The organism is Terriglobus sp. (assembly GCF_965201105.1).
In the GTDB taxonomy this organism is placed as follows: Bacteria; Acidobacteriota; Terriglobia; order Terriglobales; family Acidobacteriaceae; genus Terriglobus.
Window position 1 is genome coordinate 1,125,176 of record NZ_OZ241741.1, and the last position, 25,882, is coordinate 1,151,057.

Annotated in this window: 19 protein-coding genes and 1 tRNA gene; 15 read left to right on the forward strand and 5 right to left on the reverse strand. The window is 54.9% G+C overall.

Annotated elements, in window-relative coordinates; translation table 11 throughout:
* Positions 1–3 precede the first annotated feature (3 nt).
* A complete protein-coding gene (locus ACOFKT_RS04965; RefSeq protein WP_419806315.1) occupies positions 4–1,212 on the forward strand; it encodes a hypothetical protein in 1,209 nt (402 codons plus the stop codon).
* A 112-nt stretch (positions 1,213–1,324) separates the two neighbouring features.
* On the opposite strand, the gene ACOFKT_RS04970 is transcribed toward ACOFKT_RS04965, so the two are convergent.
* The 5 genes from ACOFKT_RS04970 to ACOFKT_RS04990 form a co-directional block, all read right to left on the reverse strand.
* On the reverse strand, positions 1,325–2,008 hold the full coding sequence (locus ACOFKT_RS04970) for a class D sortase (protein WP_419806316.1): 684 nt from the start codon (positions 2,006–2,008) through the stop codon (positions 1,325–1,327).
* The gene (locus ACOFKT_RS04975) at positions 1,939–2,763 is read right to left on the reverse strand and encodes a hypothetical protein (RefSeq protein ID WP_419806317.1); all 825 of its coding nucleotides are present in this window, start codon (positions 2,761–2,763) and stop codon (positions 1,939–1,941) included. The genes ACOFKT_RS04970 and ACOFKT_RS04975 overlap by 70 nt, the downstream gene beginning before the upstream one ends.
* Before the next feature lie 189 nt (positions 2,764–2,952).
* A complete protein-coding gene (locus ACOFKT_RS04980) occupies positions 2,953–5,991 on the reverse strand; it encodes a hypothetical protein (protein ID WP_419806318.1) in 3,039 nt (1,012 codons plus the stop codon).
* A 296-nt stretch (positions 5,992–6,287) separates the two neighbouring features.
* Positions 6,288–7,367 carry an anti-sigma factor domain-containing protein gene (locus ACOFKT_RS04985; protein ID WP_419806319.1) on the reverse strand — a complete coding sequence of 360 codons (1,080 nt, stop codon included), beginning with the start codon at positions 7,365–7,367 and terminating at the stop codon, positions 6,288–6,290.
* A complete protein-coding gene (locus ACOFKT_RS04990) occupies positions 7,364–8,068 on the reverse strand; it encodes an RNA polymerase sigma factor (RefSeq protein WP_419806320.1) in 705 nt (234 codons plus the stop codon). Before ACOFKT_RS04990 ends, ACOFKT_RS04985 begins: the two co-directional genes overlap by 4 nt.
* Positions 8,069–8,181: 113 nt before the next feature.
* Here ACOFKT_RS04990 and ACOFKT_RS04995 point away from each other — a divergent pair.
* The 14 genes from ACOFKT_RS04995 to ACOFKT_RS05060 all read left to right on the forward strand — a co-directional run bounded on the left by ACOFKT_RS04995 (position 8,182) and on the right by ACOFKT_RS05060 (position 25,775).
* Positions 8,182–8,268: transfer RNA gene (locus ACOFKT_RS04995), tRNA-Leu, on the forward strand.
* 128 nt (positions 8,269–8,396) lie between these two features.
* On the forward strand, positions 8,397–9,491 hold the full coding sequence (locus ACOFKT_RS05000; RefSeq protein ID WP_419806321.1) for a tyrosine-type recombinase/integrase: 1,095 nt from the start codon (positions 8,397–8,399) through the stop codon (positions 9,489–9,491).
* An 801-nt stretch (positions 9,492–10,292) separates the two neighbouring features.
* Complete coding sequence (locus ACOFKT_RS05005; RefSeq protein ID WP_419807110.1) at positions 10,293–11,225, forward strand: LysR family transcriptional regulator; 933 nt, start codon at positions 10,293–10,295, stop codon at positions 11,223–11,225.
* Positions 11,226–11,728: 503 nt separating this feature from the next.
* The gene (locus ACOFKT_RS05010; protein WP_419806322.1) at positions 11,729–12,505 is read left to right on the forward strand and encodes a TetR/AcrR family transcriptional regulator; all 777 of its coding nucleotides are present in this window, start codon (positions 11,729–11,731) and stop codon (positions 12,503–12,505) included.
* A gap of 156 nt (positions 12,506–12,661) precedes the next feature.
* Positions 12,662–14,281: a DHA2 family efflux MFS transporter permease subunit gene (locus ACOFKT_RS05015; protein WP_419807111.1), complete on the forward strand. Its 1,620-nt coding sequence runs from the start codon at positions 12,662–12,664 to the stop codon at positions 14,279–14,281.
* A gap of 344 nt (positions 14,282–14,625) precedes the next feature.
* Positions 14,626–15,891: a TolC family protein gene (locus ACOFKT_RS05020; RefSeq protein ID WP_419806323.1), complete on the forward strand. Its 1,266-nt coding sequence runs from the start codon at positions 14,626–14,628 to the stop codon at positions 15,889–15,891.
* A gap of 2 nt (positions 15,892–15,893) precedes the next feature.
* Complete coding sequence (locus ACOFKT_RS05025; RefSeq protein ID WP_419806324.1) at positions 15,894–17,180, forward strand: HlyD family efflux transporter periplasmic adaptor subunit; 1,287 nt, start codon at positions 15,894–15,896, stop codon at positions 17,178–17,180.
* Between the two features lie 174 nt (positions 17,181–17,354).
* Positions 17,355–18,269 carry a haloalkane dehalogenase gene (locus tag ACOFKT_RS05030; protein ID WP_419806325.1) on the forward strand — a complete coding sequence of 305 codons (915 nt, stop codon included), beginning with the start codon at positions 17,355–17,357 and terminating at the stop codon, positions 18,267–18,269.
* 73 nt (positions 18,270–18,342) lie between these two features.
* Entirely contained in the window at positions 18,343–19,194 is an 852-nt protein-coding gene (locus tag ACOFKT_RS05035) for a hypothetical protein (protein ID WP_419806326.1), read from the forward strand.
* Positions 19,195–20,358: 1,164 nt separating this feature from the next.
* Entirely contained in the window at positions 20,359–20,718 is a 360-nt protein-coding gene (locus tag ACOFKT_RS05040; RefSeq protein WP_419806327.1) for a helix-turn-helix domain-containing protein, read from the forward strand.
* A gap of 452 nt (positions 20,719–21,170) precedes the next feature.
* A complete protein-coding gene (locus ACOFKT_RS05045) occupies positions 21,171–22,022 on the forward strand; it encodes an alpha/beta fold hydrolase (protein WP_419806328.1) in 852 nt (283 codons plus the stop codon).
* Positions 22,023–22,519: 497 nt separating this feature from the next.
* Entirely contained in the window at positions 22,520–23,071 is a 552-nt protein-coding gene (locus ACOFKT_RS05050) for an IS110 family transposase (RefSeq protein ID WP_419807112.1), read from the forward strand.
* A 581-nt stretch (positions 23,072–23,652) separates the two neighbouring features.
* A complete protein-coding gene (locus ACOFKT_RS05055) occupies positions 23,653–24,585 on the forward strand; it encodes a LysR substrate-binding domain-containing protein (protein ID WP_419806329.1) in 933 nt (310 codons plus the stop codon).
* Between the two features lie 89 nt (positions 24,586–24,674).
* Entirely contained in the window at positions 24,675–25,775 is a 1,101-nt protein-coding gene (locus ACOFKT_RS05060) for a YeiH family protein (RefSeq protein ID WP_419806330.1), read from the forward strand.
* Positions 25,776–25,882 lie beyond the last annotated feature (107 nt).

Below are 25,882 nucleotides of genomic sequence, written 5' to 3' on the forward strand. Positions count from 1 at the left end.
GCCATGGACTCTGCGCCGCACTGGCACATGTTGCAAATCTCAGATGTGCTGGACGAAGAATTAGCTTGTGCATTAAGCCGTGATGTCGAAGTTACAGGATGGGTACCCGAATTCAGCTTCTCTCGTGCGTTGTTCGGGCGGAACGGCTTAGCACGACGATCGTCGTCACCGGGCACTCGCTTTACCACGCAGGCTCTTCCTTTGCTACGTGGTTATGCGAGAGCTCCGGAATGGCTTGGATCGTATCTGGCGAAACGCTTGGCACAGCTGATAAATGAGACGAGTGCTGCGCCTTCGCGGGACGTTCTCGTCTGTACGGTTCCGTACTTCGCGGGTGTCGCGGAACGCTGGCCCGGACCGGTTGTTTATTGGCTCACAGATATGATTGCTCAGTATGAAAGCGCACGCGGCGTCAACGTGCCACTGTTGGATCGGCGCATGTGTGCGGCTTCTACACTTGTCTGCCCTAACTCTCAGCGATTGGCAGAGTATCTGGAGCAACAGGGATGCGATGAAAGGAAGATAGTCGTCCTGCCGAATGCAACTCGTCAGAGGAATACCCTGCCAGGTCCGCTTCGGGAACCTTTACTTCTGAAGGAATTTGCGGGAGACAACCGGCCCATCGCTGGTGTGATCGGCAACCTGGCCGGGAACATGGATTGGCTTCTGCTCGAGGCATTGGTGCGCCAGACCTGCTGGTTGCAATGGGTTTTCGTTGGGCCTACCGAAATGCACATCCCTGATGCGGCCCAGAGCCGTGCCCGGATGGCCGTCCAGCACACGGAGAATACTCGATTTGTTGGGAAAAAGTCTTACGGAGCGCTTGCCGAGTACGCTCGCGGTTTTCATGTCGCCGTGCTGCCGTACCGCAAATGTGAACCCACCTACTCGGGGTCGAGCACTCGCTTTTATGAGCATCTTGCTGCATGCCGTCCCATGCTCGCGACGCGCGGCTTCGAGGAGCTTCTACACAAGGAACCGCTACTCACTTTGGTCGATACGCCTGAACAGGCCATCGCTGCTCTGGATCGTTTGCGCGAATGTGGCTTCAACGACGGTGCTGCGGAAGAGCGTTGGAAGGCGAGCCAGGATGGCACCTGGGAAAACAGGGCCAGAACGATGCAGAATGCGTTGGCTGACCGGCTGTTAGTCACGCGATCTGTTCCCGATTCCCTTGTACAAGAGCGATCTATGCACGAGTCCTTCATCTAGCTGTGAAGAGCGTCCATAGTAGACCGAGATATTTCTATCAGCTTGCAAGGTTCCGAGCACTTATGTGAATAGCTCTGGCTTCGTGATGATGAAGTCTGAGCAACGTAGAGGTCTATGAGACGCCGTCCACAGAAATTAGATGCGCATGGACGATGAACCGTTTTGGCGCAGCACCTACGTAGTTGAATGGAAAGCACGTGATCAAAGTGAGCTCCGGTTGATCTCGGATTGCTAACACCGATATGTCATCGGCTGGTACAACGACCATTGTGTCCACACTGTACTGAAAATGACCTTCCTCAGCGAAGATGTCGATCAGCTGCCCGGCTCGAATGTTCCGCAACGAACGAAACGTCCCGTCACGGTGTCCAGCGATGCCCATATTGCCCAAACCGCCTGCAACAGCGGTTCCTGGAACGTGGCAACTGCCGAGTCGCAGAGCGCTATCGCTGCATTCTGAGAGAATCGGCGCTGACAAATTTAGGGCAGCGATTTGAAGTCGTCCTTCGACATGGGCGCCTGGCGAGGTCTGGTGAGATGCCTCGGCCGAAACTTGTTGTGTGTGAACGGAGCTTGCCGGATAACGCTGAGATGCCTCTCTGTCGGTCCGCACTCCCATGAGCAGAGTTACTGAGCCGAAGCCGAGGCAAACAAGAGCGCCGAGCCATAGGATGCGCTCGGCGATCAAATTGCGGGTTGATAGATGACCCGAGTTCCGCATCCCAATCACGCTGTGAAGCTTCGCCGTGCTCGCAGTGCAAGCGCACCCAACAGGGAAGAGCTGCCTAAAAGCCATATGATCGGCATCTCGCTTCCCGTTTGCGGTAATCGCTTGATTGTCGGCCGATACGCCTTCACTGCAGGCGGCACATGCAAGCGCGACATCTGTGCCGGTGACGATGTATTCGTATTTGCAGGCGCAACGGGGATACGGGTTGAGGATGACGCGGTGTTTGTGGAAGTGATGCTCGTTGTGTTGCCTGTTGCCACTACCGGGGCTGCGGCTGTGTAATGCTGTGCGCTGATGCCTTTCTGATGAGGCCCAACCTCGACCGGGGTCAGCATCCACAGGCCGACCATCTCGCGGTCTTGCGAGGTGAGTTTGGTCAGCTCCGGCCTACCTTCGGATGCCGGGTCAATTGCAACCACACCAGCGTCGTTAGAGTTCGCCAGCGCAACGGCTTCTTTCTTCGGATATACAAACTCGACGAACTGGTCTCCAAAGTTGTATCCGCGGAGTGCGTGTTTACTCGATCCACTCGCATTCCATTCCACGGGGTGCGTGCCCGCTACGCCCATCGGAGGCTTCGGCACTCCCAAAAACAGGAGATGCGTCTTGCCTGAATCACCATCGATGTGCACGACCATCCGGTCCTTCAGACTATCCACAATGCCGATGGTATACACGCCTGGCTTCAGCACTCCACCGGGAACTTCGGTGGTCTTGTCAACCGTTAGCGTAGCCGCTGTCGTATCGGCGCGCATCACCCCTGAAAAGCAGCCCAGCAAGCAAACCGTTGCAAGACTACGAATCGAACCTGCTTTCGTCATGCATCACCTCCCTGTATCAGAACTTAGAGAGAACCAGAAGAGATAAGATGCCTGAGTTCTGACGGCCATTGCCTAACAAAGGCGTTCGCAAGTCTCGCCGACAATCATTAATGATTTGATCAAAGCGATTGTTCAGGAGCCAAAGTCGCCGTCTCGTTGCTGGATAACTTTTCCAAGACTCGAAATGAGCTAATTAGCGACGAGGATTGGAACCTGGGCAGAGAGCGTGACATGATCGCCGATATCGTGAGCCCAAATCTGTAGGATGTGAGTTCCGTTGCTGAGCTTGCGTGTGTCAAGCGTGTACAAGTATGGACCATCCACGACTCTTCGATCACCCACTTGCATTCCGTCCGCCACCAGATACGTACCAGCAGAATCCAAGGTAAGTCTGCATACCGCGGCTACCGTGACCACTCCACTGAGCACATCGCCAGCTGACGGTGACGTAATATAGAGATTGCTGTTACTTATTGGTGAAGATGGAGTTATCGGAATGTTTACCGAGGTCGACGATGCTGTGTAGTTTCCGCTATCAGCAGGGGTAAACTGCGCAACCAGTTTTTGCAAACCGGGCGGCAACACTGTACCGGCTGCTGGAGAGTATTGGAATGTACCTGCGACGGACGCACTGGCATTCAACTGCGCTGAAGTGAGCGGAACGCCGCTGGCGATAGGAGCGGGATTTGTCCAGCTAATAATAGGTTGCGCTTTCGTCACATTGATCTGAACGGAAGCCGCTGACGATTGATAGGCCTTCGGATTTAGTGGTGAAAATACAGCTTGAAGCGTGCTGGTGCCTGCGGGTAGGACCGTGTTGAGCCCCGGCACGTAAGCAATAGTTCCAGGAGCCGAGAACGAGGCGTTCAACTGCTGGGCAGAGAGTGGAGTGCCATAAACAATCGATGCTGGGGTCGGCCAAGTTGCCACAGGACGCGTAGCGTTCGCCGGCACTACTGAAAGGCTGACTGCAGCGATCGCGGAGGTGTAGTCCACGGAGTCGGACGGAAGAAATGTGACCGCCAGCTGTGCTGTCCCGGAGGAGAGCACTGTGCCGACGGGAGGGTTGTAGGTAAAGATTCCTGGAACATTCGCGCTTGCGCTAAGTTGGGCCGCGCTAAGCGGTATACCGGAGCTAATTGGATCTGGCTGTGGCCATGTCACAGTCGGAACGGCCCGGTTCACGGTGAGCGTCGTTACGGCGGTCGCACTGGTATAGTCTTGAGCGTCAGCCGGCGTGAATGTTGTCATAAGAGTATTCACGCCACCAGGCAGGACACTTCCGAAACCTGGGCTATACGTAAAGGAGCCAGCAGTCGAGGCGGATGCATTGAGTTGAGCACTTGAAAGGGAGGTTCCATAAGTGACCGCTGCGGGTGTATTCCAGGTGATGGCAGGCTTTACCTGAACCGGTGGCGGAGAAGCCGCCCCCGCCGCCTGGTATATGGATACCAGAGTGGGATCGTTTGCTTGCCAGTAATCCGCATGCCCCATCAGGATGTCACCCTTTGCAACAGCCTGAGTCAGAGCAGGAATAGCGGCTTGCAGCGTTGGAGCGGCTACATCGTTGACGAGGGTGACTCCGAAAGCCTTGGGGTAAGACTGGTAAATAGCTGGATCGGTCCCAATCGTCCCATGAAAGAGAAATGAGGAAAAGGGCGCACTGTAGGCGTAGTAACGTGGAGTCGTCTCTTCCGGGATGAAGAGAAAGCTTGGAAAATCTGTAATGAGTTGTTGAAAGATAGCCGGGTCGAGCGTTCCACCGATGTTATCTACAGTGCTGTCGACGTAGAAAACGGTTACTCCCCAACGCGTATTGGCGAAACTTATCTTTTTTTCCAGGTTGGCGACGATCGCGCTGTTTGTAGTTAGAAAGCTCTGGCTCGCGGAGCCGTTCGGCGCAAGCGCGAAAACCTGTGGACGAACACAGACGCCGACGCGCAGACCTGCATCTGTCATAGTTTTGAAGTAAGCGTCGTCAAGCCTGGTGCCAAAATAGGGAGACCGCTTATTCAGGACCAGTGATTCCATTTCAGGCGCGACGGTTGCGATCTGGTCCGGCGAACAGACGTAACTTGTATCCTGCGGGTACTGCTCACCTTCAAGGTCCCACGTTACAATACCCTGACCATTCATAGCGCGTGTATTTGCTACGTTGCTTGCGGCTTGAGCGAGCACCCGATCTTGAAAGGTCTGTAGGCCCGCTTGCTGCGTAACGTTTACTGATGGGTCGTTAAAGTACCGGCGCGGGTTGTTTGGAAATCCGCCGGGCTTAGTCTTGTCACCCGGGTTTGCGGGAGAGCTTGCCAGATATGCAGTGCCAAGAATGCGATGATCACTCCATGTCATTTGACTGGGGTACGTCGAGCTGAAGCTGGTGTAACCATCTCTTGCGTCGGCAGCGACGCCCTCTGCGGTAAATCGCAGAGAAAGGGTATAGCGAAGGGTCGTACCAGGAGCGAGCGGGTGGTCCGTGTGCGGCAGAAATGCGGCTAGACCATCTGGAGAGGTGGTCGACATGAGCGGACTGTAAGTGCTCGCCGAAAGATTTTTCCAGCCGCCGTACATCGCAAAAGATTCATCAGGTAACACAGCAGTTACCATTCCAGAGCCGAAATCCGCTGTACTGACCGCCGGCCCAGTGGTGGTGTTTAAAAACTGGGAGTAGCCACCGAAACCATTGGGGTCACGCGGAAAGTGAAGAGCTAGTGGGAAGATCTCCGCTCCATCAAGCTTGATTCCGGAGTTGGCGGCATTCGTTTCGGTCACAACCAGGTCAAGGTTATTGCCAGTCTGCACAAAGCGAACGGCAATCGATCCCCAAGAAAAGATGTAGGTTTCCGTATTAGTCGCACCGTCCCACGCTGTACCGTTGTTGTTCTCTCCCCAGCCGTACTGGCCGGAGGTGATGGGCTGTCCGCCTAAATCCTCACACTTCATGTGGTGAATATGGAAAGAGTCGGATGGGTACGCACTAACATCTTCAAGCACTGTACCGGCAAACGAAAGTGTTTGGATTCCCTTCGCACCGTAGGTGACCTTCAAGCTTTGTGCACCGGCTAAGCCGAACACGGCCGCTATGGCAAACAGCAGCAAGATACGAATGCAGCTATGACCCGAAAGGGGGATTCCTTTTTTGTAGACGGTTGTTGTTGCAGAAAGGTGCGGGGTTGCAGCGGGCAGTACTCCGCTAGGAGCTTCTGAAAGAGCATGGTGCGCGAGAGTCATGGATAGATTCCTGTTGGATGTTACTGGATCATCGACCTCGGGCCATCCTGCAGACACGCGGGATGACCTTCAGCAAAATTCCAGACGTGCAGGGACAATCCAAATGTTACACAGACACTGTAGTCAGGTCACGCAAATCATTTCGGAGAACCAGCATGTTCACCGAGAAGACACACAGAGACACCTGTGCTGCGGAAGTATCGGGTTTGGTGCGTCAACCCAATAGCCTTCGCGAACGGAGCGGCCCATGCTAAGCGGGAAGCGTAACAGCAAGGGGGCCTTACAGGTGTTTGCGATTAGGTGCCGGCGAGAACAAGAGGAAGGGTCGGTGTCTGCGATCCTCCCTGATTTTCTATGGTCACCGCGAAACCATTTGCGGCCACGTTTTGCCGGAATTTCGCGTTGACTACCGTGGCATTGCCCGCTGCGTCAGGTACGAAGGTTCCTGCCGGTATTGGTGCCGAGCCATCACTCGGCATCAACCAGAGCTCGTAAACTTTGTTCGTTTCGGGAACTGGCAGATTGCTTCCGATGAAGACCAGAGCTCCGGTGCTGGCCAGGTACGCGCCGCGTCCGGACGGGTTGATTTTCTTTTTCGGAACCGTCAGGGTGACTCGGAGTGCGGACGGATTACTAAGGGCGGCTACCACGCTTTGTGCGTCAGCGGATTGCGCGGCGATCTGCGCGGCCCGGGCAGATTGAGCACTCAATTGACCTTGTAAAATATCGCGCTCGCGGCTTGCCTCTTTCGCGACAGACGCCGAATCATCCGCTTTGACACCTTGCTTGGTTGCTTCTGCGATCGCGGCATCCGCCTTCGCCCGCAGAGCTGCGGCCTGACGCTCAGCGTCGGAAGCTTTGTTTTGCGTGGCTGCTGCCTGTTCCGAAGTCTGCTGCAACGCAGTTCGAAGAGCGCTGTTTTCTGCATTGATTTGTTTGGCTGCAGTAGCCGCCTGCCGAGCCTTGGCTTGTGCACCGGCAAGCTCGTTGGCGAAATGTGTTTGACGCGGTGCGTAGTGGCCGGCAACAAGCAATGCGAGTGTGGCTGCGACGGCCCAGCCAGCCCAGGGGAGCAGATCGAAAATCGACCATTGACGGCCTTTCACGCGAGCCGCAACAGGTTTGGGTAATGGTGCCAGCTTCTTCGGTTCCTCAATCGCTTGCAGCAGCCGATTCAAGCTGTTCTCAGGGACCGGCTGCATCTCTACATTCAATTCGGCGAAAATGCCCAACGTCAGCTCGATCAATGCAAGCCTGCGGCGATCACCCGTATTTTCTTCAAGGTGACGGGCGATCAATGCAGCTTCTGCATCGGGCAGCAGTCGCAACGCGTACAGAGTCAGATCGTCGTCGTTCAGGATGAATTGCGCGCTCATTCGGCAACCTCCCTCGTCAAACGCTGAACAGCCGTACGAATCCGCGTCTTGACTGTGCCGAGCGGAACACCCGTCTGCGCCGCTATCTCTGAATGGGTCAGACCGTCAAAAAATGCTAATTCTAAAACCTGCCTCTGGTTGGACGGAAGGGTGTCCATCTGGGAACGCACCCGCTGCACAAGCAATCTCTGTTCGGAGTCCTCGATCAGGTTGTACGAGGAAGCAATCTGGACATCGTCGATTCCAACTGTGTTCTTTTGTTTTCGGATCTGGTCGATGCATCTGTTTCTGGTCATCACCGCCAGCAGGGCGGGAATGTTTGCCTCGGTCCGCAGATCTTGGATCGGCTTACGCCAAAGCTGCATAAAAATGTCTTGAAGCAAATCTTCCGCTAGGCGCGGATCGCGAAGGACTCGGAGCGCAACGGAGTAGACGAGTTTTGAGTGGCGTTGAAATAGAACTTCCAAGGCGTGTGCGTTCCCCGTCTGGACTCGCGCTAAAAGCGCACTGTCCGATTCGGACTCCGGCAGACCGTGATCCGGCCCATCTGCTCGTCCGGTCACAGAACGCCCCGAACGGAGCGCCTGGATTGTTGCTCCCAAAGAACCATGTTCACACCATACATCTCTGTTGAACCCCGGACCATTCGGCCGGCTTCCTCCGGGCGAGCAGATCGCGCAACGCCTGGGGGTACGATGCACGTTCGTGCCCCACAAGCGTAGAGAGCATGCATATCACATCGCGATCCGACATGCCGAGGCGGCGAAAAAACCGGTGTTGCGACGAGTCGATGTGCATGCGAAACTGTGATTGCGCCGGGATGGCGGAACTGGCAGACGCAGCGGACTCAAAATCCGCCGAGGGCAACCTCGTGGGGGTTCGACCCCCCCTCCCGGCACCACATAAATCGTTCACAAATCACAAGTTAGGAGCACAGGAGTTTCCTCCGTGGGAGGCTATTGCTGCGTGATTCTGCTTGGTGATACTTCCAGGGATACTTTGCTAAGGTGTTTGTGGGCGAGGTGATATATGGCGAACCGCAGCGCAGCACGTGCCAAAGGCGTCTGGGAAAAGGAGCCGGGTTCAGGTGTTTGGTGGATTCGTTACCGTGTGAACGGCAGACTGAAGCGCGAGCGCGTCGGACGTAAGAAGGACGCAATCAGCCTCTATGCGATCCGCAAATCGGACCTAATCCGCGGCGCTAAGATGCCTGCAAATCTTCGCGGCCGCGGGCTCAAGTTCGAGGTCATCGGTCGCGAGGCGATCGAGTGGTACATCGAACACGGTCGCAAAGATGTTCGCAGCTTCCGCATACGCATGAACATCATCTTGAAAGACTTTGGCGGGCGGATTGCGGACGAGATAAAACCCTCCGAGATCGACGCTTGGTTAAAGGCACACGAGTGGGCGCCTGCCACAAAGAATCGCTACAAGAATGTCTTTGGGAAGACATTCAAGATTGCTTTGTCTGACGGGAAAGTTAGTGGAAATCCGGCTCGTCTGGTCGAGCAGCGTCCTGAGAAGAATGCTCGTCTCAGGTTCTTATCGCATGACGAAGAAGCGGTACTTAGACGTGTGATTCTCAAGCGCTGTGCCCATCACATCGAAGAGTTCGATATAGCCCTCCATACAGGGATGCGAAAGGGCGAGCAATACAGTGTGGAGTGGCCGGAAGTGTTCTTCAAGCGCAACCGAATCCAGCTTGAGGAAACAAAAAACGGCAGTAGCCGGGAGATCCCGTTGAATAGAACTAGCCGTGCGGCCTATGAGGCTCTCTACGCGCGGCGGCCAGAAGTGAACGATGAGGACGGTAAGGCAGTCGGGCGACACGCTGGGCGAGTCCATCTCACGAAGTGGGGCGCGAATCTGAACGATTCTCGCACTTGGTGGGAGCTTGCAGTTGAAGAGGCCGCACGCGAGATGCTTGGGCTGCAAGGCTTTACTTGGCATTGCCTCCGCCACACCTTTATCAGTCGTTTGGTCATGGCCGGAGTGGACCTGAGAACTGCGCAGGAACTCGCTGGCCACAAAACGATTTCAATGACGGTTCGGTACGCTCACCTCGCTCCAGAACACAATCAAGCCGCAATCGATCGTCTCGATCCAGGGATGAAAGCTAGCTAGGCGGCGGAGCTTTTTACGTCCGCCAGGGGCCGTGGATGGTCGCCGCTTGCGTACTGCCTGAGTTCCTTGTGGAAAGGAGCACGCGCGCTCCAAGGGAAAGGTCGGCAGTTAGAACCTGCCCCGTGCCATCCCATATCTAGTAATCAACGAAAAGCTTGCATCGGTCAGCAGAATTGAAGGCGATCCGGCGCTTGTCTTTTTGGGATGCCCTTGGGTTCTCAGGATGCCCCACCGCATGCGATTGTGTGCAAACCGATGCGGCCTTGGTGAAAGCTTACGTTGCTAGCGCACGTAGTCGCGGCAGATCGCTTTCAACAACTTATGTGTTCGTTCACTCTCGGGAGTGCTAGGCCATACGTGTTGCGGTCGCCAACGGCGCCGGATGGTCACCCGTCGCGTATCGTCGTAGTTCCTGCGTGGAAAGTAGCACACGGGCACCGATGCGCCTTGCCGAGAGTTGTTTGTTCGAAATGAGGTAGTCGAGGGCGCGCTCGCTTATAGAGAGCATCTGGGCGGCTTCCCTGCGGCCTACGAGCAAACGGTTGTCAGAATCACCCGTAGCGCGGGCCGGTGGCTTCTTTTCGAGAAGGCTTCTCTCGTGCATAGAGGCGACCTCCAACTTGTGTATTCAGCTTCCATAGTTCCTGCCGCGAAGTCCAATTCCCAGGCGTCACACAAGTATTCCGCGGTGGAATCGTTCGCGGACGAGGAACTGTTCCGAGCGGCGTCAATCTCTGCTCCGTTTGTGCAATGGACGAGTCTAAGTTCTGTGTTCTACAGTTTTCCCGGGATGTTGGCGGTATGCGAGACCTCGAGATCAAGCATCTACGTGCGGTCGTTACCCTCGCCGAAGTGCGACACTTTTCTCGCGCTGCAGCTCGGCTCCGCATTGGGCAGTCTGGATTGACCAAGCAAATAGTGGTAGTCGAAAGCTATCTCGGATACCCGTTGTTTTTGCGTCAATCAAAGCGTGTCACGGTAACATCTGCCGGAGAGGTCTTTGTTGCCGAGGCAAGGCTTGCACTGCAGCACGTCGATCGCGCCGTAAATCTATCCAGGGCCGCCAATGAACCGATCGGGCTTACGGTCCATGTGGGCAGATGCCCCTACACTGACCCGTATCTAATAACGAAACTGCTGTCCCTGCGCCTACCACTTTACCCCAACCTGAAGGTCCATTTGTCTAGCAGGTTGTGCGACGAACTGACGCTCGATTTGCTGGACGGTACTCTTGACCTAGCCTTCCTTTCTGGACTATCCGAAACTCCCCGCCTCTCTGGCTTTCTCATCGCCGATGAACCCTTCTGGATTGCAATGCCGAGTGAGGATGATCTAGCGTTTCAGCGTGAGATCGCGCCTGACGCTTTACAAGAACGCTCCTGCATACTCTTCGAACGCCAGGTGCAACCAGATCTCCACGACGCGGTCGTGCGCACCGTTCGTCCTGCAACAAAGCCCGGTTGTTCTTTGCACCATGTGTTGACGGCAGACGACGCTCTGCAGCTGATTCTGAGGGGCTTTGGGATTGCCGTCTTGCCGGCAAACAGCGCTTGGAGAGTTCTGGGTACGGGGATCACAATTCGGCCACTTGCAGTGCCGGAAGTCCGCCTGCGAACCAGACTGGTCGCTCGGGCAGACAATGACAGTAAGGTGATAGGGGACGTTGTTCGGAGCTTAGTGCGATCCCTCCGCCCTCCAGACAATGACCAGTTTTCTCTCGCACTCTCTCGCTAGAGTGGCGAAGAAGTTTTGGAGCCAAAGCGCGACGGTCACGATAGCTTCCCGACTCTATCTGCCCGGCAGTTTATTCGCTCTCGTGGGCACATTGGAAATGTAGGTGTCGAATTCCGGGACACCCGGTAATCGTTGACTACCCAGTCCGACCGAAAGAGAGCAGTCGCTCGCAACACCGTTCCGCCAAAGTTGCCCGCTCTCAGACCCGATTCGGCGCTCGAGAGACGCGAACTTCGAGATCCACAGATCAGCGCAGGAAACAAGGTCTAGATAGGCTGAACTGCTAGCCACATGTCTGAAGACGAGCTTCATACTAGAGGGCGTGAGTTCAACACATGTCGAGTTGGCAGAACACCTGATCGGGGGCAGCCCATACGGTCGCCGCGCTGTCGACAGCAACTAACAAAGAGGACGTCATCAAAGCCGTCGCGCAGTTGTGATTTGAGACAGACTCTGACGATATTCATCCGCGCCAGGTCTTCAAGCCTGAGCACGTTTGGGCCGTGAAATTGCTCTGTTTCCGCTCGCGACGGCAATCAATCGTCATTGCGGCGAACCAAGGTGGACTCGAGAAACAAGCCAGCTATGGGCTACTCGCGCTTTTCTCGACGGTGGTAATGCGAGAAAATCGTGATGTGAAGAAACACGACTCGCACGCAGGCAAGGTAAGGAAAACCGAAGGGCACGCGCGACGTCAAGCCGCCAAGCGTGACGAGATTCTGGCTGCTGCCAAAAAGGTTTTCTTTGTTAAGGGGTATGCTCGCGCATCCATGGACGATATTCAGCAGATCGTCGGCGGCTCAAAGCTGACGTTGTATCGGTATTTCCCAAGCAAAGAGGCTCTGTATGCGGAGATCGTTCACGAAGTTGCAAATCAGATGGTCCCTGGGTCCGAATCGGAATTCACGAATGACCTCATTGCCGACATTCGGGCACTCGGAAAGCGTTACGTTTCCACATTGCTGTTGCCGGAAACACTGGAACTCTTCCGGGGTGTGATTGCGGAGGCGCCGCACTTTCCCGAACTTGGACCCCTTTTCTTTAAGAATGGCCCAGGGCGTTTGATGGAGAGCTTGGAGAAACGTTTTCAAATTGCCAACGAAAGCGGTGAATGGAAAATTCCAAGATCCAGCCTCGCCGCTGAACATTTTGCGGGAATGCTTCGTACAAACATCCATTGGAAAGCCCTGATTGTAGGGCACATTGCGTCCGAAAGAGAAATCAACAGCTGCGTCGAAGAAGCGATACAGACGCTGCTTCACGGGTCGGTTTCCTCGTAGTAGAGAAGATCTTGCTCTAGATTGAACGCCAGCTTGCCTCTCCGTGGACTTGCCATATACGATACTGTACGATACAGTACTGTCTAAAGGGATGAGCAGTGAGTGAAGAGGAGCAGCACTCGTCGTTAGATCGAGTACTTATCAGCCGACAACGATCTGCGCCTACGAAGGCCAGTCCTCACAGGGATGGTGGTGACTATGAGTGAGGTTAACAAGGAACTGCAGTGGAAACCCAGGGTGAACCCTTGGCTCATCGCGGCAACAGTGGCTCTTGCAGCCTTCATGGAGGTGCTCGACACCTCCATTGCAAACGTTGCCCTTCCGCACATAGCTGGTGACCTGGCTGTCAGCACCGACGACAGCACCTGGGTGCTTACCAGCTACCTGGTTTCGAATGCCATCGTTCTTCCTCTCGGAGCATGGGCATCGGGGGTGATGGGTAGAAGGAACTTCTTTCTCCTGTGTATAGCCATTTTTACTTTCTCGAGTTTTCTTTGCGGTATCGCGTTTTCCCTTCCCATCTTGCTACTCGCCAGGGTCATCCAGGGGGCTGGAGGAGGCGGCTTGCAACCTATGGCGCAGGCTATTATGGCTGACTCGTTCCCGGAAGATAAGCGCGGCCAAGCATTTGCTTTGTACGGGGTGGTAGCCGTCTTGGCGCCATCCATCGGCCCAACTCTGGGCGGATGGATCACCGATAACTATTCTTGGCGTTGGATCTTTTACATCAACATTCCAGTCGGAATCCTGGCTTCTTTTCTTGTTACTCGCTTCGTCGAGGACCCACCCTGGATAAAAGCAAGTTGGGCCAACTTAAAGAAACTGGATTATCTCGGGCTAAGCTTCCTTTCGCTGGCCATGGCAGGCCTGCAGATCTTTCTCGACAAGGGAGAAGAAGAAGACTGGTTGCAGTCCAACTTAATTCGAACGTGCTTATTGATATTTGTCGTCAGCATCGTTGGGCTGGTATGGCAGGAATGGAGAAGCAAGAACCCGATTATAAATGTGAGGCTTTTTCGATATAAGAACTTCACAATTTGTGTTGTGCTCATGATGCTTGTGGGGGGCGTGCTGAACTCGGGAACCGTCCTTCTGCCCCAATTCACTCAGCAAGTGCTCGGTTATACCGCGACACTGGCGGGCGAGGCACTGACACTTGGAGGGTTCCTGCTGCTCTTTCTGATGCCCTTAGGGGGGCTGACTCCAAGTAAATTCCCCGCTCGGAACATCATCGCTTGCGCCTTCGCGGGATTCGCTGCTGCTTTTTACTACACTTCCACTCACATCAACTTACAAATGACCTTTGGAGTTGCGTCCTGGATGCGCGTGGTCCAAATGGCGCCGTTTCCATTTTGTTTTATCGCTGTGAACACCGCAGCTTATATCGGTCTGCCGCGAGAAGCCAGCAACCAGATTTCCGGAATCATCAACTTTGCACGCAATATCGGGGGCAGCATCCTCATCTCGACAACGGGAGCTATGCAGCAAAATCGGGCGCTCTTTCATCAGGAACGGTTGGGATCCAACATGAATCCTTCGAATCCCTTACTTGTAGATCGCCTCTCGATCTTAGCTGGTCATTTTGGTGGCGTCCGGGCAATGCCGATGGCTAGGAGCCGGGTGTATATGCAGCTTAATACGCAAGCTGCTGTGATGGGCTATGAGGACGTTTACCGGATGTTGTGCTGGTTGGCAGTGGCGATGAGTCTTTGCGCTCTAGTGCTTAGCAGAAATGATCCAGGCGAGGGTTCGTCATCCGGGGAGGCTATGGCGTGAGAGTATTGCTATCCAGATCGATTGCAGATAGATCCGCTGCCGTTCGCTATCGCGTTACCTCACACCAACGTCCGAGCTTGAGAAGGCGGCTTCGGTTTCTTACGTTGCTGCTGTGTGCGACTGTTTGCTCCTGCAAGTCCAGCTTTGGCCAAGGAAACTCCTCCCAGGCTACGCCTACGGCGCAGCAGTTGCAGCTATCGGGCAGGAACCAGTTTGGTGGCGTCCAGGCACAGCAGTCTTCCAGCAGCATCGGGACCTCCAGTGTTGACACGGTCAGGAGTTCTGTTCAAGTGTCGGGTGCGTATCGGGGCAGCGTTCCAGACCCGAATCCGCCGCACAGCACTTTGACTCTGACGATTGCGGACGCAATTCAGCGCGGTCTGAGATTCAATCTTGGTTCAATCACCGCGAACTCTTCTCTCAAACAGCTCCGCGGGGAACGGCTGGCCGTACTTAGTGGCATGCTTCCGCATATCTATGGCACTGTGACCGTGGTAGGCCAGAAGCTGGATTTGCAGACTCTCGGTTTAGCAACCGGAATCTTTGGCCCGACCCCAGTACCAGTCACGATCGGCCCGTTCCATTACTACAGCGCGTTAGCCAACTTCGACGAAAACGTCAGTATGACATCTGTCTACAACCTGCGTCAGTCGAAGGCTTCCGCGGACGCGGCAGAGATGAGCGCCCGAGATGCAAGAGAACTTGTGGTTCTTGCGGTCGCTGGTACTTATCTGAACGTGCTTGCCGCGAAAGCCAATGTCGTTTCGGAAGAAGCTCAGGTGAAACAAGCGGAAGCTACCTTCAGGCTGTCCGACGATCAAGTCCGCGCCGGCACGATTCCTGTGATCGACCGCAACCGCAACGTCGTTGAATTCCACACGGAGCAGCAGAGATTGAGTTCACTGCGCGGCGACCTAACGAAGCAAATGATGCAGTTGGACCGGCTGATCGGTCTGCCTGTCGATCAGCAGCTTTCCCTCAGTGAGCAGCTTCTCCCGCAAGTTATGAGGGCACCCACGATCGACGAGGCGCTCAAAGCCGCTGCTGAAACTCGGCCTGATCTGCAAGCGGCTCGAATCCAACTGCAAGCCGCGAAGGACGCATTGCGGGCTTCCAAGGCGGAATACCTGCCTTCGCTTGGAGTGAATGGCATGTACGGAGTGCAGGGAGTAAACCCGAACAAAGGAGCTTCCGTGTTTCAAGCCTCAGCTTCGGTTCATATTCCTATTTTCGAAGGGGGTAGAGCCAAAGCGGATGTCGCTCAGGCTGACTCAGCCGTGAGTCAGCGGCAAGCTGAGTATGCCGATCAGAAGGGCGTTGTGGAGCTTGAGGTACGGGAAGCCTATGTCGATTTGCAGGTGGCGACAGATCAGATTGCTACGGCCACTGATAATCGCGCTGTGGCGGCTGAAACTCTAAATCAGTCTCTCGACAGATTCCGCGCTGGCGTAACGAATTCAGTGGAAGTCGTGCAGTCGGAGGAAACAGTTGCTTCTGCAGAGCGCGACTATATCAGCAGTCTCCTCATCCTGAATCTCGCTCGCATCAGTGTAGCCCGAGCCTCCGGTCAAGCTGAGCTGTTCACACCTAATATGTTGAAAGGAAATTGATCATGACGTCTCAAGCTGAGGACCGAGTGGCAACGAATGACGCTAGTAGTTCCGAACATGTGGAGGATCAGACCCAAGCCGGAAGCGACAACACAAAAGATGAGAGGTCTCCGAAAGATCTCGCGAGGAAGCGCCGCGGCATCTTCATTGCTTTTATGGTTGGTACCCTGCTTATCGTCGGAGGAATAATTTGGCTCCTTCACTCTCGGACGTACGAATCTACCGATGACGCACAAATCGACGGGCACCTTAACTCCATTGCTTCCCGGGTGAATGGGACGATCACTGGGGTGCACGCGGAAAATGGGCAGCCGGTCCAGGCCGGACAAATACTGGTCGATTTGGACCCAAAAGATTACGAAGTTCAGGTCGCACAGGCCCGGGCCAATTACGAGCAAGCCCGCGCCCAACTCGACGCGCAAAATCCGAATGTTCCCATCACTCGGACTTCCAACGAAAGCACGCTTTCAGTAGACAGGCAAGGAGTCCTCGATGCACAGGCTACTCTCGCTAGTGCCCAAAGCGACTATGAGAACAACCTCGCCTCACTTCGCCGGGCGCAGGCGAACAACAGCAAGAGTCAGGCGGACCTGGCTCGCTACAAACAACTCGTTGAGAAGTCGGAGATCTCAAAGGCCGATTTCGACCAATATGTGGCTAATGCGGGTTCTGGGAACGCGACAGTGGATGCAGCTCAGGCTGCAGCAGCCTCTTCCGCCAAGGTAGCGGAGGCGCGTACAGCGCAATTGCGGCAGCAGCAGGATAGAGCTGCTCAGGATGCAACAAATTCGCCTCGCCAGTTAGCAATTCAAAGCGCGACCGTGGAATCTCGCAAAGCTCAGGCCGGTGCTGCAAAAGCGCAGCTGGACAGCGCACTTCTCAACCTAAGCTACTGCCACATCGTCTCGCCGGTAGATGGTATCGCAAGCGAACGCAGCGCGGAGATGGGAGGAAGAGTCTCTGCGGGACAACAACTCATTACAATTGTGCAAACTGAAAGCGTTTGGGTCACAGCCAACTTCAAAGAGACGCAACTCCGCAGGATGCGCGTCGGCCAGAAAGTGACCATTAAGGTGGACTCACTTGCTGAGTCATTCGACGGCGTGGTGGAGTACATGCCGGCGGCTACTGGGGACAAGGCAAGTCTGTTTCCGGCGGAGAACGCGACAGGCAATTACGTGAAAATCGTGCAACGCCTGCCGGTGAGAATCCGCATCGTCCCCCAGCAGCGGGATCTCAACAAACTGCGACCAGGAATGTCAGCGGTACCGGACGTACACCTTGATTAGCTGCTGAATATCGCGTTCCCCTCATGAGCAAAGTTCTCACGCTAGCGAGGTGGTCCGCTGCGTACTGAGCCCCTCAATTTTGGACTCCGAAAATTGGCTTTTGAGCGCATCCGTGCAACGAGCTTCGGCATCGAATGTACTGTACCACACCGTATCGTCAAGAGGTGATTGTTGATGAAGAACGAAACCAAAAACCTGGCCCCGGATACGAATCCTCGTAAACGCATTGCAGTCGGCGCTTTCGAAATGTCTTACGTCGACATCGGCGAAGGCGACCCAATCGTTTTCCTGCACGGCAACCCCACTTCCTCTTACTTGTGGCGAAACATCATTCCCTCTGTAAAGCATCTCGGTCGTTGTTTGGCGCCGGATCTGATCGGTATGGGCGAGTCGTCAAAAGACCCTCTGTATTCTTACCGCTTTTCCGATCACGCTGCTCTTCTTGATCGATGGTTCGATCAGGTCGGTGCGACGCGCAACGTACATCTCGTGATTCATGACTGGGGGTCGGCTTTGGGTTTTTATCGTGCCCAGCGCTTTCCGGATCAAATTGCCTCCGTTACGTACATGGAAGCACTCGTACAGCCGCGGCCATGGAGCGGCTTCGGAGAGGCCGAAAAGATGTTCCGTCTTCTTCGCTCGCCGGCCGGCGAGGAACTTGCTTTAGGCCAGAACGTCTTTGTGGAGAAAGTACTGACCACGATGACAGCCCGGCAGCTTAGCACAGCAGAAATGGAACGTTACCGCGCCCCTTATCCCACTCGCGAAAGCCGTATTCCCACCCTTATCTGGGGACGAGAGATCCCGATGGAGGGCGAAACCGATCCTGTCGACCTGCACCAGATCGTGAACTCCTACGCCCACTTCATGAAGTCAAGTCCGATTCCAAAGCTCTTTATTCGGGCTGAGGATGGTGTGATCCTGCGCGAGGGCGGTGAAGAGGTGGACGCCTGCCGCAAGTGGGCCAATCAGAAAGAAATAGCTGTGCCGGGACGACATTTCGTAATGGAAGACTCCCCTGCCGCGATCGGCGAAGCCCTCCGGCAATTCCTCAGTGAGCATACGTCTCAGCCCAAGGGCAGGACATAAGCCCGCACTTCGCTAACAGTTGCCGCATATTTCTTGCGGTCCGTTCATTTCATCTAACCTGAAAGGATTCACAATGCCGACTGACTTCACCAAATTTCCGTTTCCCGGAATCGGAAATCCACAAGCTCCCTCCCTCACGGAGGCTATTACATGGGAGCCGAGCGACTCAGGCTTCATCGTCGTGATGATCAAAACGGACGATTCTGACAAGTTCGTCGGAGCCGTTCGGGAGTTTGCAAAGAGTCTGAGAAGTGATGCTCCCTCCAACGGTTTCATCGAAGTGCTTGCATTCCGGCATCTTCACCGCGAAGAGATGGGCGGAGCAATGCCGTTCGATCAGGCCATTTGCGAAACGATGCTCAAAGACGCCGATCGCCATCTGGAAAAAGATCCTGACCGCTTCCCGGCACTCAAGGCAGCCCTGAAAGTAGCTGAGGGTGCCAACCCGGGTGCCGATTGGATACTGCTGCTGGAATACAAGGATTGCGAACAGGCAAAGATTGCGGTAGACGCTTTCACCTCGAAGCAAAGTGGTTTCTCGTTCCTCACGCAGAACTCGACGACTCAAAGCGTGAACCTTTTCAAGAATACCAACCGCTACGCCCACGTTGTGCGTGATCCGAGTGTCATTCACTTCTTCAATCTCTTTCCCGGTCCTGGCGATCCGGAAGGTCTTTGGCCGCAATGGCAGGCGGCGCTTCCATGGTTCTTTGAAGTCGGTGAGTTTCGTTCGTCACTACCTCTCGTGGCGCTTGATGCGAAGCAGCAATATATTGTGGTCAACTACGCCCACCTGGATTCCGTGAAGCACTTTTTTCTCGGAGCATTCTATGATCCGACGTACCTCGAAACAATCAAGAAGTGCTATTCGGATCATGGATTCACTCTTCCACTGCCGTTCTTTTGCAAGATAGTACCGGTTTAGCGGAACTATCCAGCAACGGTGGCAAAAGCGCCAAGCTCTTGTCTCCCATGTTTCCATCGCACTTCTTTTCTATTGGGTCGGACGAGTGCATCGTTTCGGCGTCGCTGGGTGAGCATCTGGGTCAAATAGAAGGGGCTCGGGCAGAGGTCGCAGGCAGAGGACGTTAGTCCAAATAAGGGTTCGGCGTCCCTCCGCCAACGCGTTTCCTAGACAGCCTTCGAGCCGGACATGATCGCCCCGACGCCGAGAGGCGGATTGTGCCAAGTCAGACGGGGAACCGGCGATGGAACTTGCTGGTGCTCGACAGCCTTTAGGAAGGTTCGTGATGAACTTGGGCCAAAGCAATCCGTTCGTAGTTGTGCACAGGTGCTTTCGATGCGGAAGCGTCAATAAGAAAAGCGACGTTAATGAAGACGGAGCGGTGACCGGTCTGATTATCTGTCCCGCTTGCGGCCAAAGCGGTCCTCTACACATCGAAGTGGTCCCTAGTAAGGATTTCTCCCGGTATTTTCGGAACTAAACATCTCACCTGAGGAGCTTATGCTGCACAGTGCAAAGCTTGGCCGAAAGGACATACTTGTCGCTCCAGATCAGTTGCATGAGGCTCTGGCGAGCGCGCCCGTTATGACCAGTCCTGCGGAAGACTGGCGAAATGTGGTCCTACAGCACTACTCTTCTCTCCCTCGTAAGATAAGTGTCCCAGCTCTACGGGACAATATGCTCGTGTGCCATTTGGCTGGTCCGTTCTTCGTGGAGGCTAACATTGGATGTGCCTTGCAGAAACGTTGGGTCGTCCCCGGGCAGATTGGGGTGAACCCGTCTGGGTCGACCGTGCAGAGAGTGTTTCGCGGCGGACCTGAAGTCGTTCTCGTGAATCTATCGACTTCAGCACTGGCAGATGTCGTTTCGGCGGATTTCGATCTTGATCCGAGCAGAGTATATCTTTTGCCGAAACTGGCCGAATCCGATGAGGCAGCATACCGGCTCATCGGCATCCTACGCTCAGAGGCTGAGCACCCCTGTCTAGGTGCACGTCTGATGGTGGAATCAATCACCAACGCTCTCTTGGTCCATCTTCTTCGAAGCCATTCCAACATCCATGTGCGAAGTCGGCCTCCGAAGGTTAGTATCTCTCCGGGTAGGCTCAGGCGCGTCATCGACTACATGAACGAACATCTCGATTTATGCCTCAGCCTTGATCAGCTGGCGAAGTTGGGGCAACTTAGCAAGCCGCAGTTCACTCGAGCGTTTCGTCAAGCCACCGGCTACTCGCCTCATAACTTCTTGATCACCTTGCGGGTGAAGCGAGCCTGTCAACTCCTCAAAAGTACGAGGAAACCTGTGACAACGATTGCTGGCCAGTGCGGCTTTTCGCAGCACAGCCATTTCTCGACGGCATTCCGCCAAGCAACTGGTATGAGCCCGCGGATGTGGAGGCAGGAGCATGGTGCAGTGTCCTTAGGCGCGTACACAAGTGGATGTGATGACGTAGTATGCCCTCGTAGCGATGATCTGAAATCGTAAGTTTGATCCGGTTTCGAAAGTGTTAACGTTGTGCGCGTGCAATGATCGTCTGGTGCATTGCGATATAGATTCGACTACATCAGGGCGATCGATGTCAGCAGAATTCAAGTCATCCGTTTTGAGCTTTCCAGGTCCAGGCGATGTGGACGCGCTTTGGCAAGGATGGCAGGACGCACTACCTTGGTTTTGAAACCGGAAAATGCGCTCTTCCTATCCCTTTGCGGCAGTCTACTTAATCCAAGCTATTCTCGTCATCAACTACGCTCACTTCGACTCGATCAAGCACTTCTTTTCTGGTGCTGCTTACGATCCGGACTACTTGGCGACTGTCACAAGCTGTTACACAGACCGGGGCTTTAAGATGCCACTACCGTTCTTTTGCAAGATCGTGCCGGTCTAGTCGGGCAAGTGACACCTGTTGCAACACGACACACAGCGTTAGGCGGTGCTCTTTGAAATGCGAAGTCCTCCACTTTTCTTACCAAGCTAAGCACCTCCGTCTGCACTGCCGCCGGATCGGCAACGGTCCGGAGCCGGTTTTGTGTCTCCACGGCTTTCCGCAGACCGGCCGCCTATGGGAAAAGCTCGGCTGCTTCATTGGAGAACGCTACACATTGATCGCGCCAGACCTTCGGGGGGTTGGTGAGTCTCAACGGCCTTCGGACGGCTATGACAAGAAGGCACTCGCGAGCGACTTAATTGAGCTGCTTAATTCCTTAGGTATCGATGCGATTCACGTTGTCGGTCATGACATCGGCGCGGCAGTGGCCTACTCCTTTGCTTCACAATGGCCTAAGCGTACCAGAACGCTAACAATGGTCGAGATGCTGTTACCAGGTTTCGGACTTGAACAGATGTACGCCATCCGTAAGCCCGGCGAGTTCGCGCACATGCCCTTCTTCATGGTGCCTGACCTTCCAGAATGGCTCATTTTCGGACACGAGAAGCCATTTCTCGACTGGTTCATTCGAAACATGGTTTCTGACCAGTCAGCGTTTGCTTCGCAGGACATCGAAGCTTACGCAGAAGAGTACAGTCGTCCTGGTGCGCTCAGGGCGAGTTTTGATATGTATCGAGCATTTTGGCAGGATGCGGAAGATAACCGGGTGTTCGCCCGAACAAAGCTCAGTATGCCTGTCTTGGCAATAGGTGCAAGTTTGAGCCTAGGAAAAGCTCTGGAACTGTCTTTGAAACCTCTGACGAAGAACCTGCGCGGGTTAGTCTTTGAGCGTTCTGGTCACTTTATTCCTGATGAACAGCCAGGACGCCTTGCCCACGAACTCACAGGATTCTTCACCGCTTGATTGTTATTCAGCAAATTGGTCTAAGCGTTCCTTAGTGAAGTATCCCCTGCATTAGTGGCCAAAAGATCGGCTGCAACTCGCGGGAGATTGCCTGTCGTAACGCCCGTCATTCAGTCGGTGTAGGTACAGTTTCTTTAGGGGTACAGAATGCGCAAAGACGACTTTAGATCAGGACTGCCGTCCGCTAACGGCAGTCCTTTCCGAACAAAAAACTTCAACAAGTTCTTCTTCGGCATCATGCTTGCGGCCATCATCCTCGTTGCTTTGTTCTTCGCCTTTTTCTACCACGCTAGAAAGGCACATCCACCAGCGACAGTGTCCCCGGCTGGCGCTAACAGTTTGGATCAGCCTAAAGGGTCGAGGGTGGACCTGCTAAATGGAGCAGATGCAGCAAGGGTTGAGCTTAGCTGAGCGTTCGCTGCTTCCACTCGCTTATCGTTACCAGATGAAGGAAGTCCAGCGGACGTAAGCTCGTCAATGAAGGCGATAACGACGGGATCAACGATACAGGTGAGAACGCGGAAAACGCCCTGACGCCGATGATGCGCAACCTGATCGGTCGCCTGTATGAGGAGTGGAAGGCCGTTGAAGAGCAGATTGATGAACTCACCGACAGCCTCGAACAGATCGCTGCCAACGATGCGGGGTGCTGCCGCATACGGAAGATCCCAGGCATCGGCCCCGTTGTTGCTACGGCCATCGTCGCCGCGATAGGCAACGGCGCTGCGTTTCGCAAGGGCCGAGACTTCGCAGCATGGCTCGGCCTGGTGCCGCGGCAATACTCGACTGGCGGCAAGGCGAGGTTGTTGGGCATCAGCAAGCGGGGCAACACCTACCTTCGCAAGATTCTGATTCACGGAGCACGCGCTGCCGCGATGCGAATAAAGCGCGATCGCTACTCAATCGGGGCATGGATGAACGCACTCGAAGCCAGAGCCCCACGCAACGTACTGGTGGTCGCCATGGCAAACAAGCTCGCCCGCATCGCATGGGCCGTGCTTTCCAGCGGAGAAGACTACAGGCCTGTAGCGAGTCTCGCAGCGGCATGAAATAGAGCGGAAAAGACGCCTGCGGCTTGGAAGCGCTGACGCGCTCCCACTTTCCCGCTCTACGACGACGGCTTTCCCACCAAGGTCTGCACAGGAACAGCAAGGACGAAAGAACAGTCACAACGGCGCATCTGAAACTTGTTGACGATCAGGGCCGCATCGCCTGATCGGCTTGTTTAGGACAGATGCGCAGCGGAACTCATCCTGGCCGGGAGCACGCGGCTCCACCAAAGGTTGAATACATTGCCGCAGACTTGTCTCTCGATCAAACTCAACCTTGCAGTCACGCCGCGGACCATACATTCTCGTCACAATGGCCTGATCGCTTCCCACAAGAGCGTTTCTCATTACCTAGCCCGGTTGTGGATCAGTCGATGAGTGCATCGCCCTGTTCTCGCCACTTGGAACGGATCGGTGGGTTGCTGACGAGATGCCGAAATAGCGTTGGTCATTGCGTAGAGTGCATTCGTATCTATATCAGGGCCACTCTCAGGCTTCCCGAAGAAGCTGTACTCAATCTGACAGGAGAACATCTATCGTCGTGTTGAGAAGGGTAATCCGTGTGAGGCAGAGCTGTAGCCATGACTGAGAACTTTCGTTTGGTGGTTTTTCGGGCTGTAGCCAGGCACTCAAGTTTTAGCAGGGCCGCAGAGGAGTTGCTTTTGACGCAACCTGCGGTCACACAGCAGATTAAGGCGCTCGAGGAACAGTTCGGGCACCCGCTCTTTCATCGCGCGGGTGGACGCGTCTCACTCACTCCGGGTGGCGCGGCATTGCTCCCCTTTGCGGAACAGATTAAATCACTGACGGACGATGCGACTGCGGCTGTTTCGAGGGCATATGGCCAGGAGGCGGGAGATCTAAGTCTTGGAGCATCGCAGACGATTGCTCAGTATCTGCTGCCTACGTTCATCGCGGCTTTTCTGCGGACGAGTCCGTTAGTCCGAATAACAGCGCGAAGTGGAAACACCGATGAGATGCTCGCATTGCTGGTGGCCGGTGACATTCAGGTCGCGTTATTAGAAGGACCGGAACAGCGAACGGATGTGCATATAGAACCGTTTATGGCGGACCATATGGTGCTCGTAGTCCCGTCCAGCCATGAGTGGGCCGATCGTAAGATCACGCTCGAAGAACTTCGCAGGGAACCTCTGATAGTCCGTGAGTTCGGTTCAGGCTCGCGACGCATCATCGAGCAGGCACTTGCCGACGCAGGTCTGAAGACCAAAGACCTTAACACAAGAATGGAACTTGACTCCACGGAAGGTCTCCTGAGTGGAGTCGAAGCTGGACTTGGCGTCACCTTTGTTTCGCGATGGGCCGTGCGCAATCAACTTGCACTTGGCACACTAAAACTTGCACGGGTCGACGGCCTGAAACTGTCACGCAGCTTTTCGTTGGCTTATCGAGCGGGCCCTGAGCCCACCGGCAAGTTGGGGAGTTTTCTAACATTTCTCCGGGAATATGCCGCTGTCGCTCCCCCAAGACGCTCCACCAAAATCAAACCCGCTTGAGCCTCTGTGGTGCGGGCCTTATGGGGCATTAGAACTTCTACTTGGACGCGGTCCTGGCGGGGCTCGATAGTCACTGTAGAGGAACACACGTGACTAACACGATGACACAGGAGTGCGCCGTAGCAGCAAGCAGACCAATCTACTTCATCACGGAGACGGCCGAAGATATCCACCCGGCGTATGCGCCGGCTTCCGGGAATCTTGGCCAGACGGGTCCTGGAACCCCAAAGAAGGCCTTTGATGCGCGCTCGATCTTCTTTCTCGGTCTGCTGGTAGCCGGTAGCGGACTCGTATCTCCGCCGGTGGCCCTTGTTGGTGGCATCGCGTTTGGCTTCGCCGTTGTCCATCCATATCGGATCGAGGCCAGCTCTCTGGCTAAGCTGCTGCTGCAAGTCTCAGTCGTCCTGCTGGGGTTTGGGATAGATCTTGAGCAGGTCGTCCATGCCGGGAAGTCCGGGTTTCTGTACACAGCGATCAGCATCTGCTGTGCGGTGGTGCTGGGCCTTCTGTTGGGCAGGGTTTTCCATGTCGGCGGCAAGGCTAGTTACCTGATCACCCTGGGCACGGCCATCTGTGGCGGATCGGCGATCGCTGCCATCGCGCCGATCACGGACGCGAACGAGCAAGAAATCTCCGTGTCGATGGGCACTGTGTTTCTGCTGAACTCGGTCGGCTTGCTGCTCTTCCCAGCCATTGGCTGGTGGCTCCATCTGAACCAAAACCAGTTTGGACTGTGGGCGGCTCTGGCGATTCACGATACCTCATCGGTTGTCGGAGCGGCGGCCAAGTATGGCCCGCAGGCCCTGGCGATCGGTACAACCGTAAAACTTGCAAGAGCGCTCTGGATTGTTCCGGTTTCGCTTATCACGGCAACGTATATGAGCCGGTTGGCTAAGCGTGACGGAAGCTCACAACATCAAACGAAAGTGAAGGTCCCCTGGTTCATCTTCCTATTCGTCGGAGCATCGGTGCTGAGTACGTATCTCCCGCGCTTCATGGGTACGTATCTGGATCTCAACCGATTAGGAAAGGCAGGGTTGACTGCCACACTCTTCCTGATCGGTACCTCCCTCTCAAAGCAGACACTCAAGGCCGTCGGTATCAAGCCCTTCCTTCAAGGGGTCATCCTCTGGATCATCATCGGTACAGCCTCACTCGCAGCCATTTTCAAGGGCTTGATCTCTATCTAGCTGGCAGCGCACCTATTCGAACGCGCTCTGCACTCATGCACGCAGGACATCGAATTGCCTTCAGTTTCAGTCTTGATGAGCACAAAATCGCCAATGCGCTCACCCAG